We start from the raw sequence: 15,765 nt of genomic DNA, 5'->3' as shown, positions 1-15,765 counted from the left end.
CACATCGCGGTCGCTGTGCGCTTCTTCCGGCGCCCCCGACCGTGCTGTCAACCGCATTGCGGGTCGGCCGCTACCGCTGTCGGTCACAGCAACTCGAGGATCGTTGCGTTAGCCTGACCGCCTCCCTCGCACATTGTCTGTAGACCATAGTGAATTCCCTTGTCCCGCATGTGATAAATCAATGTCGTCATCAACCGCGCTCCGGACCCGCCGAGCGGGTGGCCAAGGGCGATCGCACCGCCGTTGGGGTTGAGCTTCTGGCAATCGGCGCCGATATCGCGCAGCCAGGCCAACGGAACCGGAGCGAACGCCTCGTTAACCTCGTATGCCCCGATGTCGTCGATACTCAGCCCAGAGCGCTTCAGCGCTTTTTGGGTCGCCGGGATGGGCGCGGTCAGCATGATCACCGGGTTCGCACCGGCCAGCGTCGCGGTGTGCACCTTGGCGATCGGCCTGCAGCCCAGTGACGCCGCCTTTTCCGCCGACATGAACAGCAGCGCCGCCGCTCCGTCGGAGATCTGTGAGGAGTTACCGGCGTGGATCACACCGTCTTCTTTAAACGCTGGCTTGAGCGCAGCCATTTTTTCCATCGGCGTCCCGCGGCGAATTCCTTCGTCGGTCAGCACGGTGTTGCCATCTTGGTCCTTGATACCGACGATCTGACTATCAAAAGCACCGGAGTCCTGTGCAGCCGCTGCCTTTTCGTGCGATTCCAGCGAAAATCCGTCGAGTGCGGCGCGATCGAATTGCCACTGCTCGGCGACCATCTCCGCACCGATGCCCTGGTTGGGTCTCGCACCGTCGTAGCGCTGTTTAAATGCTTGCGGTAGCGGACTGCCAGCTGCCGCGAGTGAGGACCCCATCGGTACCCGCGACATCGACTCGACGCCGCCAGCAACCACCACATCGTAATGACCGGCCACCACGCCGGCCGCGGCGAAATGCACCGACTGCTGGCTCGACCCACATTGACGATCGACGGTAACTCCGGGCACGGTCTCGGGCCAACCGGCAGCCAGCAACGAGGTGCGAGCTACGTCGAGGGCCTGCTCCCCGGCCTGCATGACACAGCCCCAGATGACGTCGTCGACTATCGCGGGGTCGACGCCAGCTTTGTTCACCAGACCATTGAGGACTTGCGCCGACAGATCAGCCGGGTGCACCCCCGACAATCCCCCGTTTCGTTTCCCAATCGGTGAGCGCACTGCTTCGACGATGACAGCTTCAGCCATGGGTATTCCTCCTTTGGCGCGTTCCGGTATTTGATCGCGGTGCTGCTGAGTCGATTGTCGACCAGAGCGAACGGCGTTAGCGCGCCGGGGCGCTGGGCATGACCCAACGCAGGTCCTCTGCCGAATCCACGACTAGTGAGCTGGCGCTCTCGCGCCGCATAGCACCCTGGTGGGGCGCATACCGGCAAGACATGATCCGGCTATTGACGACTCAGCAATGCAGCAATCCAACGGCGGGCGCGAACACAAGCACCGAATCTCCCAGGGCCGCCCCGGTGCCACGCCCTATCCCACCAAGCCAGATTGGCCGGATTGAGTGTGACACTGGCATCACTTTGGCGCGTGAACCGAGCGGCGGAGTAACGTGGACTACGCAGCTGGTCTGCTGTCGCCAAAACACGAGGCGGCAGCATCGAGCGCAGCAAAGAAGCTTCGCGAGAGGGAACCCGGTGAGACTCCGGGACTGTCCCGCAGCGGTATACAGGAACGACAGCCGTCAATAGCACTGGTCCCATAGACCGGGAAGCGATGGCCAGTAGGAGCACCAACGCGGTGCGCGCCTGCAAGTCCGAAGACCTGCCAACTGTGCCGGACGCGCCGCGTCCGGCGGCTCACCGCCTCGTGGAATGGGCGTTTGGCCGTACCGGTTGCTGGGCTGGACTGGCTGCATACAGCAGTGCGCACCCGCAGCCGAATCGGTTGTGCGTCCGCGGGCGGTGAACACCCCGTCAAATCGAAGGACGCTTGTGACCGTTCAACCATTTACCGCAACCATTACCGGCTCCCCCCGCATCGGGCCGCGACGCGAACTCAAACGCGCGACCGAGGGCTACTGGGCCGGACGCACCAGCCGATCCGAACTGGAGTCCGTGGCCGCCACCCTGCGACGTGACACCTGGGCGGATCTTGCTCAGGCCGGACTGGACTCGGTACCAGTGAACACGTTCTCCTACTACGACCAGATGCTCGACACGGCGGTTCTGTTGGGCGCCCTCCCCGGCCGGGTAGCGGCAATCCCCGACGAGTTAGATCGGTACTTCGCCGCCGCGCGGGGCAACGACAATGTCGCGCCGCTCGAAATGACGAAGTGGTTCGACACCAACTACCACTACCTCGTTCCAGAGATCGCGCCGACCACCAAATTCACGCTCAACCCTGACAAAGTGCTGTCGGAGCTCAAAGAGGCACTTCAGCAAAGCATCCCGGCACGTCCGGTGATCATCGGACCGGTTACCTTCCTCTTGCTGAGCAAAGCGGTGGATGGCGCGTCGGCGCCAATCGAACGGCTTGAGGAGCTAGTTCCGATCTACTCCGAACTGCTGTCTCTGCTCAAGGAAAATGGGGCGCAATGGGTGCAGCTCGACGAACCGGCGCTGGTAAGTGACATCTCGCCCGATGCACCCGCGCTGGCCGAGCGGATGTACACCGCGCTGGGGGCGCTGGCCAACCGCCCGGCTATCTATGTCGCCACGTATTTCGGTGACCCTGGAGCCGCGCTAGGGGCGCTGGCCCGCACACCGGTTGAAGCGATCGGCGTCGACCTGGCCGCCGGCGCGCGCACCGCGGTGGCTGCTGTTCCAGAACTCAATTCCAAAACGCTGGTGGCCGGAATCGTCGACGGGCGCAACATCTGGCGTACCGACCTGCAGTCAGCACTAGGCCGGCTCGCGACGCTGCTGGGATCGGCGGCAACAGTTGCGGTATCGACCTCGTGCTCCACGATGCACGTACCGTACTCACTGGCCCCAGAGACTGGCCTGGACGACAATTTGCGCAGCTGGCTCGCGTTCGGCGCCGAGAAGGTGCACGAAGTAGTTGTGCTCGCGCGTGCGCTGCGCGACGGGCGTGAGGCGGTCGGCGACGAGATCGCAGCATCCAACGCCGCGGTCGCGTCCCGCGAGCGCGATCCGCGTCTGCACAACAAGAAAGTTCGGGCGCGTATTGATTCGATCGTCGCTTCGGGCGCGCAGCGAGGCGACGCAGCGAACCGCCGCGCTAGCCAGGACGCACGCCTGCACCTGCCGCTGCTGCCGACCACCACGATCGGCTCCTACCCGCAGACATCCGCGATCCGTGTTGCTCGAGAGGCCCTGCGCGCCGGGGAGATCGACGAGACCGAGTACGTCGGCTTGATGAAGACCGAGGTTGCCGAGGTTATTGCCCTGCAGGAGCGTCTCGGCCTGGACGTGCTGGTTCATGGTGAGCCAGAACGCAATGACATGGTGCAATACTTCGCCGAGCAGCTGGATGGCTTCTTTGCCACTCACAACGGATGGGTGCAGTCCTACGGCAGTCGGTGCGTTCGCCCACCGATCCTCTTCGGTGATGTCTCCCGGACGCAGCCGATGACAGTGGATTGGATCACCTACGCGCAGTCCCTCACCGAGAAACCGGTGAAGGGCATGTTGACCGGGCCTGTCACGATATTGGCGTGGTCGTTCGTCCGCGACGACCAGCCACTCGCCGAGACCGCCAACCAGGTCGCGCTGGCTATCCGCGACGAGACGGTGGATCTGGAATCCGCCGGTATAGCGGTAATTCAGGTCGACGAGCCGGCGCTGCGCGAGCTACTGCCACTGCGCCGGACTGAGCAGGAGGATTATTTGCGATGGGCGGTCGGATCTTTCCGTTTGGCAACGTCCGGCGTCGCCGACTCAACGCAGATTCACACACATCTGTGCTACTCCGAGTTCGGTGAGGTGATTGGCGCAATCGCCGACCTGGACGCTGATGTCACTTCGATCGAGGCAGCCCGCTCGCACATGGAGGTGCTCGACGACCTGAACGCGATTGGTTTCTCCAACAGTGTCGGCCCAGGCGTCTACGACATCCACTCACCGCGGGTGCCGGGCATCGCCGAGATGGCCGAATCACTACGTGACGCGCTGAAAGCCGTACCGGCACAACGACTGTGGGTCAACCCCGACTGCGGACTCAAGACCCGTGCTGGCGACGAGGTGAATGCGTCGCTCGAAAATATGGTCGCAGCGGCCCAGGAGGTGCGCGCGGCTCCGGCGAAAGCCTAGAACGCAAGAGCAGAACGCCACTGCGAAGATCTCGCAGTGGCGTTCTGCTCGGCGAAAAGAGACAAGCCGGGCAGTTGTTCGCCGCCAGCGCTAGGCCGACGTCAGCCAGACGTCAGTGCGACAGCACCTCAACCGGCACGTCGTCTTCCCAGGGCTGGCGGTTCACCATGTCGGCGACTTTGACCACTCCACACTCGAACTGGCCGGTCGCCGCGTCTACCAGGCGGTACGTCTGGGTCTGCTTGTGAATAGGCTGCGCATCGAGCAGCACCACCCGCACCTCGCCGGGCGCGAACCGGCACCGTTGCTGCAGGGCGTCGATCAGCTGCTCGTTGTGCATGTGCCCGTCGCCGAAATTCCATCCAATCGCGGTGCTGCAGATCCGCTCCCCATCGGTGATGACGTAGTCGTCCTCGTTCTCACCCGCCATGGCCCGGTGCACAAGGGTGAACAACGCCCTGCCGTGGGTGTTGAAACTGCGAAACGCATATCCCATGTAGAGCGGGATCTGGGCCGCCTCTGGACTGCCGTAGAACCGCACCAGCTGCGATTGCGGCATACTGGCAATCGCAACGATGCCTCGGTTGATCTTCTCCGAGGCCGACGGTTTGATACACCACAACGTGGTGTCCCAGTTGCCGGCGTAATAGCGCATGCCGGGCAGGAACGAGATCTTTCGCGGGAACAAGTTGCCCGCGATCACGATTCCCGCTACCAGCGCAAACAGAACCGCTACCGGCACAGGATTTTTCACGTCAGTCAGACCGAGCTGGGCATGGCCGACGAATAGCGACAGCACGCCGAAGATCATGAACACGTTCCACTCCAGTGGCACCCCCATCGGGATAGCCGTCAGGATGGCCAGGTGGAAAACCACCATGATTACCGCGGCCACCATGGTCGGCCGGCCTCCGTGCGCAAGCAGTAGCACGACGGGCACAGCCATCTCGACAAGTGTGCCGAGGTGAGCGACCGTCTTGGACAACAGCCCAGGCCGCAGGTCGTCCGGGAACTTTTTGAAGAACATCCGCTTGATGAACCGCGGCCTCAACAGCGGGTTGTTAGACATCATGGTTGAGATTACGAACGGGAAATGTTTGTTGAGCTTCGACGTCGCGGCGCCCATCCAAATCACTAGGAAAACCAGTTTCGACGCGACGATCATGTCGACACCGCCGAACAGGAAAGTTACCACCAGTGTGGCGTAAACCTCGCCACGGGCAGCCAGAAAAATAACCTTGTCGCGCAGCCCCAGTACGGCCAAGAGCAGCAAGATCACCACTATTTCCCACATCGGCAGCAGACCAACTGTAGTGCCAAGCTCGGGTACGGGGCCGGTGCCGTCTGTGAACAGGGCCGACAACAAAACCACCAGCAGCAGGAGGGTCGCGTCTCATCGCTGGTGTAAATGGTCACGGGCGTAGGTTCCGTCGCAACCGACGAAAGCTATGAAGGAGGGGCTACGCCCGTGACCAAGCGAGTATCGCCGATTGAGCGTGTGCGTGTTGAGATGGATCAGTTGTTCGCCGCGACCGAGCGGCCGTTGACCGAGATTTTGGAGGAGGTCGGGCGGTTATCGGTGCGTCTGGTGTTTCAGGTCGCCGTGGAGGCCGAGGTAGAAGCAGTGTTGGGCCGAGCCCGTCACCAGCGTCGGGTTCAGGACGGCCCGGGCGGGTACCGCAATGGGTATCAACCGCCGGCGACGGTGAAGACCACGATGGGCTCGGTCGAATTATGCCGCCCGAAACTACGCGACACCGACGAGCGGTTCTGTTCGCGGCTATTCGGTGCCGGGGTGACGCGCACCCACGCTCTGGAGGCGTTGGTGATTTCGGGATGGGTGCGCGGTTTGTCGGATCGCGACATCGAGGCCGCGTTGGCCGAGGTGCTGGGCTCGCAGGCGGCGTTGTCGCGCTCGACGGTGAGCCGGATTTGTGCGGCCATCAAAGACGAGTTCGCTGCGTGGTCGTCTCGACGCCTTGATGAGCTGGTGTTGGACTACCTGTTCTTGGATGCCTCGAACTTTCGGATGCATCCCAACGCCCCGGCCGAGCCGGTGCTGGCCGCCTGGGGCATCTGCACCGACGGCAAGCCCCTGTTTATTGGGCTGGCCCCAGCCGCAGCGGAGTCGGCTGATGCGTGGGCCGACTTCTTGGCTGACCTGAGGAACCGGGGACTACGCCCGCCGCTACTGGGCATCTCCGACGGGGCGCCGGGCCTGATCGCCGCATGGGAGACCACGTTTCCGGCAAGCCTGCGTCAGCGGTGTCTGATCCATCGCTGCCGTAACGTCATCGCCAAGACACCTGTCGCGGTCCAGGACGAGATCAAAGCCGCGTTCTGGTCGATCTTCGATGACATTGACCAGCCACCCGGCCAGCAGGCCGTGGATGAAGCCACCCGCCGCGCCGAGGAGTTCACCACCACATACCGCGGGCTCTACCCAGCCGCGGTCGCTTGCCTGGCCAACGACTTCGCCTCGCTGAGCGTGCATTTGCGCTTCCCCCGCCAACACTGGACACGCATCCGCCATTCCAACCTCATCGAACGCACCTTCGGAGAATCCCGTCGCCGGGTCAAGGTCATCGGCCGCCTACCCGGCGAAACCAGCTGTCTGTCGCTGGTATGGGCCGTCCTCGACCGCGCCAGCCGCGGCTGGCGCGGAGTCACCCAAACATCAGCGACCAGCCGCCACCTCCAAGAACTACGCCACCAACTGCTCGAGCCACCCCGCCCACTGCATCCCCCCACCACAACAACCACGACCGACACCACCGCCGCGTAACATGACCACCAGGAACATGCGCCCAGCGTTTTTACACCAGTCCTAAGACGCCACCAGCAGGAGCGCGTACAGCATGACGTCCACTGGCTTTCGTTTGGTCCCTTTCGTCAACGGGACCCGATCCGGCCATGGTGGCAGCCGAATGGTGCCGAACCGCATCCAATACAGGATCGACCCCATCGGCGGGAAGAACCGATTGTTTAACGGCCCGAAGCCACAGCCCAGTCCGATAACTTCGAACAGCATGGTGTAGAGCACGACCTTCTGGAACACGATCGGCTCCGCATACCAAGACTTGAAGTCAGTGAACCCGTCGATGCCTCTCGTGCTGAGCACGATTAACCAGGCGAAAAGGATGTACAGACAGATTTTGACGACGTAGAACAGATGCAGAGCAATCGGCGTTCCAAAACCCACCTCCGCCCAATGTCTGGCCATCGGCCGAATCTTTTCGCTGCGGGTGCCCTTACTCCATTCGGCAATGTCGATCTCCGGCAGTTTGGGCTTGAGGAATCTCATGGTCTCCAAGACTAGAACGCGTTCTAGGCGCATTCGTTGGGGGTCATGCAATCGAATATGCAGCCGACCCGAAACGGCCTGGCTTCTAGGTACTCTGAGTGGGCCCAGACTTACGTGCCAGGCAGTGGCCGCTGCTGATGTCCCGAGTAGGCGCTTAGTGGCCGGATCAATGCGTTGGCCGCCGCCTGTTCAATGATGTGCGCGGTCCACCCGGTGACTCTACTCATCACAAAGATCGGCGTGAAGCTGGCAATGTCGAATCCCATCAGGTGGTATGCGGGACCGGTCGGAAAGTCGAGATTGGGTTTGATGCCGGTCGCTGCCGACATCTCAGCCTCCAGAACATCGTAGATTTCCAACCAGCGCTGTCCGTCACGAATCGCTGCAACGCCGGCTAGCGCCTCTTTCATTGTCGGAACTCGGGAGTCACCGTGCTTGTACACCCGGTGACCGAAACCCATGATTTTCTCGTTGCGGTCAAGCTTGCGGCTCAGCCAGTCCCGGGCGTTGCGCGGGTCCCCTATCTCGATCATGTCGTGCATGACGGCCTCGTTGGCACCGCCGTGCAGCCGACCCTTAAGCGCGCCGATGGCTCCGGTGACTGCGCTGTAGATGTCCGACTGGGTCGAGGTCACCACTCGCGCAGCGAAGGTTGACGCGTTGAACCCATGTTCGGCGTAAAGGATCATCGACTGCTCGAATGCCGAAACCACAGTGGGTTCGGGCACCTCGCCAAAGCACATCCGCAGAAAGTTCTCGGCATACCCCAACGCGCTATGCGGTGCAATCGGCGCCAAGCCGCGCCGGCGTCGCATATCAACGGCGACGATAGTGGGCAACACGGCCATGAGACGCAACGCCTTGGCGTGATTCGCCGAATCGTTGTCCTCGTCAGGGTCTTCAGCACCCAGATAGCTGATCGCCGTGCGCACCACGTCCATCGGGTGACAATTGTCCGGCAGCTTTGCTAACAACGACAGCATCGATCGATCTACCCGCCTGTTGGCGCGCTCCCGTTGGCAGAACAGTGCCAGCTCCGCATTGGACGGCAGCTCGCCGTGCCAGAGCAGGAAGGCGACCTGTTCGAAGCTGCAATTCGCCGCCAAATCCTGAACCGGATAACCGCGGTAGGTAAGCGAATTGGTCTCGGGTACCACTTTCGAGATCGCGGTGGTGTCCACCACGACACCGGCAAGACCCTTCTTGATGTCGGTTTCAGCGTCAACAGTGGGCGCGGTCATCGTTGGCCTCCTCAAGTTCAAAGTGGTAGATATCGGTGTCGAATTCGGTGAACTCGGCGTAACGCAGCAACTCGTAGAGGCGTGTCCGCTGCTGCATTCGCGCCAAAAGCCCTGACTGGGTTCCTGCCGAGTCGATTTCACGCAACCCCGCCTCGATCGCAAACATCGCCAACCGCAGCGTGGTGACCGGGTAGATAACGGCGTTGTAGCCGATGTCGGTTAGTTGCTGCGCGGTCAGCAACGGCGACTTGCCGAACTCCGTCATGTTGGCTAACAGCGGAACATCGACTGCGGCGCGGAATCGCTCGAAGTCAGCACGACCGGCCAGCGCCTCGGTGAAAATCATGTCGGCGCCAGCGTCGGCGTATGCACGAGCCCGGTCCATGGCGGCCGGCAAACTCTCGACAGCGGCCGCGTCGGTGCGAGCGCAGATGAGGAATTTCGGGTCGCGACGTGCAGAAACCGCCGCACGCAGCAGCTTTACCATGTCGACGGTTGACACGACGGCTTTGCCGTCCAAATGGCCGCACCGCTTAGGACTGACTTGATCCTCAAGATGGCACCCAGCCAGTCCGGCGTCCTCCAGAACGGTCACCGTGCGCGCGGCATTGGCCGGCGCACCGAATCCGGTGTCGGCGTCGATCAGTGTGGGCAAATCAGTCGCCGCGGCGATCTGGGCTCCACGAGCGGTGACTTCGGACAACGTCGTGAGCCCGATGTCCGGGAGCCCCAAGTCGGCCGACAGCGCGGCGCCGGAAACGTAAACTCCCTCGAAACCGCTCTCAGCAATCGCCTTAGCCACCAGCGGCGAGAACGCACCCGGAAGTCGTTGCAGCCGGCCGGAATCCAGGCCGGCCCGCAGCGCCACGCGCTTCTCGCTAGCACTGAGAGCACTACCGATCCCAGGACCGAACGCGCTGTTCATCGAAAGATCCCCGATGGAATCACCGGCGCTTTGTCCAGTACCCGTGGTTCGACCAACACGTTTAGCCCGCCGAGAGCACCGGGTTTGAGGTCGCACAAACAATCAACAACAGCCAGGAATCTTTGCTGCTCAGCGGGTTCCACAACATCAGCGGCCAACTCGGTGAACTTCTCTACGTATTGCTCACGTTCGAACGGCCGGGCGCCCAGCGGATGAGCATCGGCTACCGCCAGTTCATCGACGATCACTTCGCCGTTTTTCAAGGTCACGACGGCCCGCGCGCCGAACGCTTTTTCGGCGGGATCGCTTGAGTGATAGCGCCGGGTCCAGTCAGGATCCTCAACGGTGGCGATCTTGTGCCACAGCTCGACGGTGTCGGGTCTGTGCGCCCGTTCCGGAGCATACGAGCGCTCGTGGTGCCAACTACCGTCTTGCAGAGCAACGGCGAAGATATAGGGCAGCGAGTGATCCAGCGTTTCGCGTGACGCGTCTGGATCAAACTTCTGCGGGTCTCCAGAACCGGTTCCGATCACGACGTGGGTGTGATGACTGGTGTGCAACACGATCGTGGCGATCTGATCGAGGTCGACGATGCGGGTACGCAGCCGACGGGCCAAGTCGATCGGCGCCTGGCTCTGATACTCCGCGGAGTGCTGCTTGGTGTAGCTATCCAGGATGGCGCGCTTTGGCTCACCGGGAGCCGGCAGCGGCACCTGGTAGGTACGCTCCGGTCCACCAAGCAACCAACCGATTATTCCGTCCTCGCCCTCCCAGATTGGCGCCGGCGATCCCTCACCACGCATCGCCCGGTCGACCGCCTCGACGGCGACTTTGCCGGCGTGCGCTGGCGCGAACGCTTTCCAGCTAGAGATTGCCCCCTTGCGGGACTGGCGGGTGCTTGTGGTCAGGTGCAGCGCCTGCCCGATCGCCTGGTAAATGGTTTCGGCGTCTAGCCGCAGCATTGTGCCAATACCGGCAGCCACCGAAGGGCCAAGGTGGGCGACGTGATCGATCTTGTGTTCGTGCAGACACACTCCGCGGACGAGGCTGATCTGGACCTCATAGGCAGTCGCCAGACCCCGAATCAGATCAGCGCCTCGGACACCAAGCTGCTGCGCCACCGCAATCAGCGGTGGGATGTTGTCACCAGGATGCGAGTAATCCGCGGCCAGAAACGTGTCGTGAAAATCGAGTTCCCGGACGGCGACGCCGTTGGCCCAGGCCGCCCATTCCGCCGAGTAGGTTCCCGCGACGCCGAACACCCGCGCCCCGTGCCGTGCACGGTGCGCCAGTGCCTGTTGGCGGGCCACCGTTACTGGCCGGCGCAGTACTGAGGCGGCACTGACCGCTGCGTTGTCGACAATCCGATTGAGCACCATCTGCGCGGTCTCCGGCTCAACCGCGACAGGATCTGCCGCGACTTCAGCGATTTTGTAAGCGAGGTGCTCAGCGCGGGGGAAATCATCCGCGCTGCGACGGGAACGAACCGTGTGCATCACCATAATCCACACGCTATGCAACACCCGCGAAGATGGAAAGTCCCTGTAAAAGCGTAATTTTGTGTCCTGACATGGCGCATTTTGCGAATATTGCGAACACGGGCTGGAGTAATATGTCAGCGGTGGCCAAGAGGTTCTCCGGCGCCCGTCTCCGCCGGCTGCGCCAAGAGCGCGGACTCACTCAGTCGGCGCTTGCTCAGGCACTGGACTTGTCCACCAGCTACGTAAACCAACTGGAGAACGATCAGCGACCTATTACCGTGCCGGTGCTGCTGGCACTCACCGAGCGCTTCGATCTGCCAGCGCAGTACTTTTCTTCTGACTCCGAAGCCCGGCTGGTAGCCGATCTCAGCGATGTCTTCACCGAAACCGCTACTGACCACGCCATTAGCCGCACCCAGATAGAAGAATTTGTGGCCCGAATGCCTGAGGTCGGTCACAGCCTGGTCAGCATGCACCGACGTTTGCGCCATGCGAACGAGGAACTGGACGGCTATCGATCGCGGGCAACCGCCGATACGGCACTGCCACCAGAACCACCGATGCCCTTCGAAGAGGTGCGCGATTTCTTCTACGACCGCAACAACTACATCGGAGATCTCGACGTGGCGGCGGAACAGATGTTCGCCGACTGCGGCATGCGTTTGGGCGGGTTGGATATTCAACTGTCTGAGCTGATGCGAGAACGGTTGGGAATCAGCGTGGTGATCGACAACACCCTGCCCGAGACCAACAAGAGGCGCTACCACGCAAATGCCAAAGTGCTCCGGGTCGCCCACTGGCTAAGGCCCGGTCAGCGCGCCTTTCAGATCGCCACGCAGCTCGCCCTGATAAGCCAGTCAGAGCTCATCTCGTCCATCCTGGCCACCGACGACCAGCTCAGCGCCGAGGCCCGCGGCGTCGCGAGGATCGGCCTGGCCAACTATTTCGCCGGCGCGTTCCTGCTTCCCTACCGCGAGTTCCATCGGGCGGCAGCGGACTTGAGGTATGACATCGATCTGCTGGGCCGCCGATTCGAGGTGGGCTTCGAGACCGTATGCCACCGTCTTTCCACGCTGCAGCGCCCGGAGCAGCACGGAGTTCCGTTCATTTTTGTGCGCACCGACAAAGCCGGAAACATCTCGAAAAGGCAGTCGGCTACGGCATTTCATTTCAGCCGCGTGGGCGGCAGCTGCCCACTGTGGGTGGTACATGATGCATTCGCCCAACCGGGGCGGATCGTGGTCCAAGTCGCGAAAATGCCGGACGGGCGATCGTATTTTTGGGTGGCCAAGACCACCGCCGCCGAGGAACGCGGCTATTTGGCTCAGCACAAGAGCTTTGCCATCGGGTTGGGTTGCGACCTTGCCCACGCCGACAAACTGGTCTACTCCACCGGAGTGGTGCTCAACGACCCCAGCACCCCAGTCCCGATCGGAGCCGGCTGCAAGATCTGCAATCGAACCTCATGCGCCCAGCGCGCGTTTCCCTACCTCGGCGGGCGCGTGGTGGTAGATGAAGACACTGGCAGCAGTTTGCCCTATTCCTCCGCTGAACAGCCACAGTAATCGCGCACAGACCGCAGACGGCCCAGCCCACCGCCCCCTCAGCGCTGCTCACCCGGTTGTCGCAGCGGCGGACGGTAAAAGATCGCCAACAGCCCGACAGCCCCGGCAAGACCTAGCCCTACCGAAAGCAGCAGACCCGCCCATCCGCCCAACCAGTTCCTACCAAAGATGAGCCAATCCAAGCTGAATTTTCCAGCGCCCGCGGTCGCAACAGCGACGGCGGAGACCGCCAGCACCAGGTTGTACTCCCAACCGTCTCTGACGATGAAGAAGCCGTTGGCTCGGTGTACGGTCCATCCCGCGACCAGCATTAGAGAGACGAAACCTGCCGCGGGGATCGGCGTGAGCAGGCCTGCCGCAAAACCCAGACCAGCGGCCGTCTCGGTGCTCGCGGCTACTACGGCGTGAAATTTTCCGGGGGTCATCCCTATGCTCGCGAACCAGCGAGCCGTGCCCGGTATGCGTCCCCCGCCAAAAAACTTGTTCAAGCCGTGCGCGGCGAGCGTCAGACCCAGCACTAGCCGCAGAATAAGCAACCCGATGTCGATGGGAGTCATGCGACTAAAACTAGATGATCTATTCAAACGCCTGACAGTGGCAGCGAACAGCTGACTCCGGTGATACTTGTAGGCACACAGCAGGCGTGCCCGGTACGTGCCGGAAAGTTCAACCGGGTCTGTCAGGTCCGCAAGGGGGTGCATCACGACTCGCACCCAAGGATGCAATGGTCGCCATGACGACGCCCCTGAACGCGCGTCGAACGGCCCTGGTGCCGTGCCCGCCGGCAACACCGTGATCTGGCTGGACGGCACCGCGAACCAACCCCGCGAGATGCTGGGCAATAAGGGATACGGCATCGCCACGATGCGCCGGCATAATCTGGCCATACCACCCGCGTTCTGCATCACCACCGAGGTGGGCGCACGGTATCTGGCCCAGGCCGAGCAAACGATCGACGCGATCTGGAACGACGTCCTGACCGCAATGAGCCGGCTGGAAGCCGAGACCTCACGCACCTTCGGCAGGGGCTCGTGCCCGCTGCTCGTCAGCGTGCGCTCGGGCGCGCCCCAGTCGATGCCCGGAATGATGGACACGATCCTGAATCTGGGCATCAACGATAGCGTCGAACACGCTCTGGCCGAGCTGTACGGCGTTGATTTTGCGCATGACACTCGACGACGGTTCACCCACATGTATCGGCGGATCGTCGCGGGTACGACAGCGGTCCCCGAGGACCCGTACATACAGCTACGCACAGGAATCGAGGCGGTGTTCGGCTCGTGGGATTCGCCTCGCGCCATCGCCTACCGCAACCACTCAGGGCTCGACAAGCACGCCGGGCAGCAAACCGGTAGCGCCGTAGTGGTCCAAGCGATGGTGTTCGGGAACCAGTCGGCGCGCTCCGGCGCCGGGGTGTTGTCGTCGCGCAACCCGATCACGGGAGGCAGCCAGCCATTCGGCGAATGGATGCAAGGCGGCCAGGGCGACGATGTGGTGTCCGGCCGAGTCGACGTCCAACCGATTACAGCCCTGCGCGACGAGCAACCCGCTGTTTACCACCAGCTGCTACACAACGCACACAACCTGGAGCGGCTGACCGGCGAAGTCCAGGAGATCGAGTTCACCGTGGAGGACGGCAAGCTGTGGCTGTTACAGACACGAGCAGCAAAGCGGTCGGCGCAAGCCGCAGTACGACTGGCGCTGCAGCTGCGCCGGGAGGGCCTCATCGACGACGCCGAAGCACTGCGCCAGGTGACGCCCGGACCTGTCCATACGGTGCTTCGCCCTGCGTTGCAGCCGGAAGCACGCCTAGGTGCACAGCTTTTAGCCAAAGGCCTGCCTGCCTGCCCCGGTGCGGCAAGCGGGAAAGCTTACACCGACGTCGAAGAGGCTCTAGCCGCCGCCGACCGAGGTGAAATGGTCATCTTAGTGCGCAACCAAACCCGGCCCGAAGACGTCCAGGGCATGCTGGCCGCACAGGGAATTGTGACCGAGATCGGCGGCGCCGCCAGCCATGCGGCAGTAGTCAGCCGCGAACTTGGCCGGGCCGCGGTGGTGGGCTGTGGCCACGGAGTCGCTGCGTCGCTAGCCGGAAGACACATCACCGTCGACGGCGGCGAAGGCGAAGTGCGCGACGGCATTCTGCCCTTGTCCGCTTGGTCAGAAGACGATTCGCCGGAACTACGCGAGCTAGCCGAGATCGCGCTGCGAATCAGCCCTCTGCGTGCACACGCTACCGGCGACTACCCCCGGTTGGATGACGATTCCGAAGCTGGTGTGCGGGTAGCCATGACCACCGGATACCGCGACGTAGTATCGCCCAGCCCGCTGATCACAATGCTGACGGCGGTGCGGCTGGCGGGGAAAGCCCACCGATGAATGACTTGGCGGTACTGCAGGCCGTCCGATTGAAGGGCAGGGTGAGTCACGCCGACCTGGTTGGCACTTTGGAACCGTTGGGCGAAAGCCCCGCTAACATCTCCGCCACCGTCCAACAATTGACCGCTTCCGGCCAACTAGTCGACAGCGCGCTATTGCGGATCAGCCCCAGCGGACGCGCCAGGCTGGACGCGCTGCTCACCGAGGAGCTCACGAGTGCCGACCCAGCCGCGTTGGCCAGCGCCTACGATCAGTTCCGTTCCGTGAATGCCGACTTTAAAGCCGTGGTCACGGACTGGCAGCTCAAAGACGGCCAGCCCAACGCCCACCAAGACGCCGAGTACGACACCGCGATCCTGGCGCGCCTCGACGGCATACACCGGCGGATGACCCCGATCATCGCGGCCGCCGCCGCGCAGCTCCCGCGGTTGAAGGCCTACCCGGTGAAGCTACGTGCGGCGCTGGACAAAATCGAGTTAGGCGAACACCGGTGGCTGACTCGTCCACTCATCGACTCGTACCACACCGTGTGGTTCGAGCTGCACGAGGAACTAATACGTGCCGCTGGCCTCACGCGCGAAGAGGCAGCCAGATCAGGTGATGCCCAGTAAT

10 protein-coding genes, 2 pseudogenes and 1 riboswitch are annotated in these 15,765 nt (G+C 62.6%); of the genes and pseudogenes, 5 read left to right on the top strand and 7 right to left on the bottom strand.

Features of this window, described 5'->3' with window-relative positions; all coding sequences use genetic code 11:
• Positions 1–83: 83 nt before the first annotated feature.
• Entirely contained in the window at positions 84–1,232 is a 1,149-nt protein-coding gene (locus tag ACO07W_RS16020) for a thiolase family protein (protein WP_421844662.1), read from the bottom strand.
• Between the two features lie 372 nt (positions 1,233–1,604).
• Positions 1,605–1,820: riboswitch (cobalamin riboswitch) on the top strand.
• A gap of 158 nt (positions 1,821–1,978) precedes the next feature.
• Here ACO07W_RS16020 and metE point away from each other — a divergent pair.
• The gene (gene metE, locus ACO07W_RS16015) at positions 1,979–4,258 is read left to right on the top strand and encodes a 5-methyltetrahydropteroyltriglutamate--homocysteine S-methyltransferase (RefSeq protein WP_421844660.1); all 2,280 of its coding nucleotides are present in this window, start codon (positions 1,979–1,981) and stop codon (positions 4,256–4,258) included.
• A gap of 112 nt (positions 4,259–4,370) precedes the next feature.
• Here metE and ACO07W_RS16010 read toward each other — a convergent pair.
• Positions 4,371–5,639 (bottom strand): annotated as a pseudogene (locus tag ACO07W_RS16010) (DUF3556 domain-containing protein); the annotation flags it as partial.
• A gap of 129 nt (positions 5,640–5,768) precedes the next feature.
• Between ACO07W_RS16010 and ACO07W_RS16005 the strand changes: the two are divergent.
• Positions 5,769–7,043 carry an IS256 family transposase gene (locus tag ACO07W_RS16005; RefSeq protein ID WP_421840071.1) on the top strand — a complete coding sequence of 425 codons (1,275 nt, stop codon included), beginning with the start codon at positions 5,769–5,771 and terminating at the stop codon, positions 7,041–7,043.
• A 51-nt stretch (positions 7,044–7,094) separates the two neighbouring features.
• Here the strand turns inward: ACO07W_RS16005 and ACO07W_RS16000 are convergent.
• The 4 genes and pseudogenes from ACO07W_RS16000 to prpD form a co-directional block, all read right to left on the bottom strand.
• A pseudogene (locus ACO07W_RS16000) lies at positions 7,095–7,562 on the bottom strand (DUF3556 domain-containing protein); the annotation flags it as partial.
• Positions 7,563–7,672: 110 nt separating this feature from the next.
• Positions 7,673–8,803 (bottom strand): bifunctional 2-methylcitrate synthase/citrate synthase, encoded by a 1,131-nt coding sequence (locus tag ACO07W_RS15995; RefSeq protein WP_421844658.1) that lies wholly within the window; start codon positions 8,801–8,803, stop codon positions 7,673–7,675.
• Positions 8,784–9,728 (bottom strand): methylisocitrate lyase, encoded by a 945-nt coding sequence (prpB, locus tag ACO07W_RS15990; protein WP_421844656.1) that lies wholly within the window; start codon positions 9,726–9,728, stop codon positions 8,784–8,786. Before prpB ends, ACO07W_RS15995 begins: the two co-directional genes overlap by 20 nt.
• A complete protein-coding gene (gene prpD, locus ACO07W_RS15985; RefSeq protein ID WP_421844654.1) occupies positions 9,725–11,230 on the bottom strand; it encodes a 2-methylcitrate dehydratase PrpD in 1,506 nt (501 codons plus the stop codon). Before prpD ends, prpB begins: the two co-directional genes overlap by 4 nt.
• A 110-nt stretch (positions 11,231–11,340) precedes the next feature.
• On the opposite strand from prpD, the gene ACO07W_RS15980 reads away from it, so the two are divergent.
• Positions 11,341–12,774, top strand: a complete 1,434-nt coding sequence (locus tag ACO07W_RS15980) for a short-chain fatty acyl-CoA regulator family protein (RefSeq protein WP_421844652.1) — start codon at positions 11,341–11,343, stop codon at positions 12,772–12,774.
• A 38-nt stretch (positions 12,775–12,812) separates the two neighbouring features.
• Here the strand turns inward: ACO07W_RS15980 and ACO07W_RS15975 are convergent, their stop codons facing one another.
• A complete protein-coding gene (locus tag ACO07W_RS15975; RefSeq protein WP_421844650.1) occupies positions 12,813–13,331 on the bottom strand; it encodes a DoxX family protein in 519 nt (172 codons plus the stop codon).
• 235 nt (positions 13,332–13,566) lie between these two features.
• On the opposite strand from ACO07W_RS15975, the gene ACO07W_RS15970 reads away from it, so the two are divergent.
• Positions 13,567–15,153, top strand: a complete 1,587-nt coding sequence (locus tag ACO07W_RS15970) for a pyruvate, phosphate dikinase (protein WP_421846046.1) — start codon at positions 13,567–13,569, stop codon at positions 15,151–15,153.
• Entirely contained in the window at positions 15,150–15,764 is a 615-nt protein-coding gene (locus ACO07W_RS15965; protein WP_421844648.1) for a MarR family transcriptional regulator, read from the top strand. The genes ACO07W_RS15970 and ACO07W_RS15965 overlap by 4 nt, the downstream gene beginning before the upstream one ends.
• Position 15,765: the final 1 nt, after the last annotated feature.

This window comes from Mycobacterium sp. (assembly GCF_965230835.1).
Lineage (GTDB): Bacteria > Actinomycetota > Actinomycetes > Mycobacteriales > Mycobacteriaceae > Mycobacterium.
Note: the sequence above shows the minus strand (reverse complement) of the source record. Positions and strands in the feature narration are given on the sequence as shown.